General features: G+C 57.8%; 3 protein-coding genes. All 3 read left to right on the top strand.

The window, feature by feature from the left end; translation table 11 throughout:
* The coding region (locus JWQ61_RS20815; protein ID WP_369684911.1) for a hypothetical protein at positions 1-327 on the top strand (327 nt) is incomplete at its 5' end.
* 344 nt (positions 328-671) lie between these two features.
* Complete coding sequence (gene oxlT, locus JWQ61_RS20810; protein WP_304362190.1) at positions 672-2,012, top strand: oxalate/formate MFS antiporter; 1,341 nt, start codon at positions 672-674, stop codon at positions 2,010-2,012.
* 233 nt (positions 2,013-2,245) lie between these two features.
* Positions 2,246-2,922, top strand: a 677-nt coding sequence (locus JWQ61_RS20805; RefSeq protein WP_304362189.1) for a fumarylacetoacetate hydrolase family protein, incomplete at its 3' end; no start/stop codon positions are given.

The following is a 2,922-nucleotide window of genomic DNA, read 5'->3' as shown; positions in this document are numbered from 1 at the left end:
ATCACCATCGAGCGCACTTTTTTTGACCCTGCCGAAGAAACATCCCTGTTTGCCTACAACACTGCTTTCCACGAGCTGGGCTTGAGCTGGCACTGGGATTACGATACCTACCGTTCGCTGCTGGCCGGCGCCGGCGAGAAGAACGTGATTTGCACCTACATCGAAACGCACCAGCGCCACCTGCTCAATGCCTACGACGCCGATTTCCTGATCAAGGCGATCGAAAGCGCCCGGGCGCAATGCCTGGAAAATATCAAGGCCTCCGGCAGCCAGCCCGGCTTCAGCGTCAACTGGGCGGAAGTGCAGCGTGCCGAAGTCGGCATCTGAAGCAGCGTTGTTTTTGATCCAGGCGCCAGGCTGCAAAGACAGCCGCGCTTAGTTGTATGTGACTCAGTTGCATGAGAATCAATGAATTCGACTTTTTCCTGGCAGATCCGGCATTTTTTTGAGAACAGAAAATTACTAATCTTGACCGTAGTCAAGGATCGCTGGAACAAGTCCTCGCACAATCAGTGCGACCATGCATTTTCCGCGATTGCTGCAAAAGACGGCAACGCGGACGGATAAGAGATGCAGGGTAGACATACAACTCATGGTCGCCCATGCACAATGCAAGGCACAATGCGCTGTTCATGGCGACGTAGAAAACCAACCATAATGGAGACGGAGACATGAATCAAGACAGTGCACTAGGGGGCAAGGTATCGAATTCCCATCGATGGTGGCAGCTCGTGATGGGAATTATCTGCATGGCCATGATTGCCAACCTGCAGTACGGCTGGACCTTGTTCGTTAACCCTATTTCTGAAAAATACGGCTGGAGCAAGGCCGCGATCCAGATTGCCTTTACCGTGTTCGTACTGACCGAAACCTGGCTGGTGCCTATCGAAGGCTACCTGGTCGACAAGCTTGGCCCGCGCCCGGTGGTATTGGTGGGCGGCATCCTGTGCGGCCTTGGCTGGGTATTGAATTCCTACGCATCTTCCTTGCCGATGTTGTACATCGCGGCGGCCATCAGCGGTGTCGGTGCGGGCGCTGTATACGGCACCTGCGTCGGCAATGCGCTGAAGTGGTTCCCGGACCGGCGAGGGCTGGCGGCGGGGCTTACCGCGGCCGGCTTCGGCGCCGGCTCGGCGATTACCATCATCCCGATTTCGGCAATGATCAAGAGCAGCGGTTATGAATCTGCCTTCTTCTACTTCGGCATCGGCCAGGGTGTGATCGTGTTCCTGATCGCGCTGGGCCTGAAGGCAGCGCCAAGTTACCTGAAGAAGGGTACCGCGGCCCTGAAGATCAAGGTGCAGCAGGGGCGGCGCGACTATCGGCCGAGCGAAGTGCTGAAGCAGCCGGTGTTCTGGATCATGTACCTGATGTTCGTCACGGTCGCCGCCGGCGGCCTGATGGCGACCGCGCAGCTGGGGCCGATCGCCAAGGACTTCAAGGTGATGGACGTACCGGTCAACATCATGGGCCTGATCTTGCCTGCGCTGACCTTTGCGCTGGCGATCGACCGTGTCCTGAACGGATTGACACGACCGTTTTTCGGCTGGGTATCCGACCAGATCGGACGCGAGCAAACCATGTTCATCTGCTTCGCGCTGGAATCATTCGGCATCCTGATGCTGTATAAATTCGGCGCCGATCCACTGCTGTTCGTGGTCCTGACGGGGCTGGTGTTCTTTGCCTGGGGTGAAATCTACAGCTTGTTTCCATCCACCTGTGCGGACACCTTCGGCAGCAAGTATGCGGCAGCCAACGCCGGCCTCTTGTATACCGCGAAAGGCACCGCGGCCTTGCTGGTGCCGTTTTCCAGCATGCTGACCGCCGCCACCGGTAGCTGGGAGGCAGTGTTTGTGGTCAGCAGCGTGATGAATGCGGTGGCAGCCTTGCTGGCGTGGTTTGTATTGAAACCGATGCGAAAGGCGCTCATGGATCAATCGATTCCAGAACACGAACTTAACAAAGAAGCTGAACTGAAAGCGCTAGGCCGCGTTCCTGACCGCCTGGTCTGACCATCATCGGATTTTACCCAGGGATTCTTGAGGGCGATCCCCTCAAGAATCCAGGCGGGTAAGGCAGTCCGCATCAGCGCTCCGGTTTTCGAGCCATTTCATTCACACAGCAGCAGCTTGCCTGCACCCGCAACCGGGTGCGACGGGACAGGTGCGCGATAAATATTTACATGACTTGCCTGGCGTCCAGGGCAGGTCCTTCAAATTCTTGACAGGTCGGGGAAAGATTAAAAATGATACAGCACTGGCTACGGTTCACATACCAGAATACAGTCCGCTTCGGCACGCTGGAAGGCAAGCGGGTGCAGATATGGGAAGGCGACATGTTCGCCGCGCCGAAGCCGTCCGGCTTGTTTGTTGACCTGGCTGAGGCGAAGGTGTTGATGCCGACCCAGCCGAGCAAGATCCTGGCGCTGTGGAACAACTTCGGCGCGCTCGGCGCCAAGCTGAACCTGGCGCGGCCGGCCGAACCGCTGTATCTGATCAAGTCGCCGAATTCTTATCTGAATCCGCAGGAAACCATCCGCCAGCCGGCCGCAGGCGGCAAAGTGGTGTTCGAGGGCGAACTCGGCATCGTGATCGGGAAAACCGCCAGTCGGGTGGCCGAAGCCGAGGCCGGCAAATACATCTTCGGTTATACCTGCGCCAATGACGTCACGGTCGCCGACATCCTGAATCGCGATCCGTCGTTCGCGCAGTGGGTGCGCGCCAAGGGTTGCGATACCTTCTGTCCGTTCGGACCGGTTGTGGCAAGCGGGCTGGATCCAAGCACGCTGACAGTGCGGACCATCCTGAACGGCGAAGTGCGGCAGGATTACCCGGTCAGCGACATGCTGTTTTCGGCGGCGCAGCTGGTGAGCCTGATTTCCCAGGACATGACGCTTTATCCCGGCGACATCATCTTGTGCGG

It is taken from the genome of Collimonas fungivorans (assembly GCF_028292705.1).
In the GTDB taxonomy this organism is placed as follows: domain Bacteria; phylum Pseudomonadota; class Gammaproteobacteria; order Burkholderiales; family Burkholderiaceae_D; genus Collimonas; species Collimonas fungivorans_B.
The sequence above is the reverse complement of the archived record's forward strand: the minus strand, read 5'-3'. Positions and strand labels throughout refer to the sequence as shown.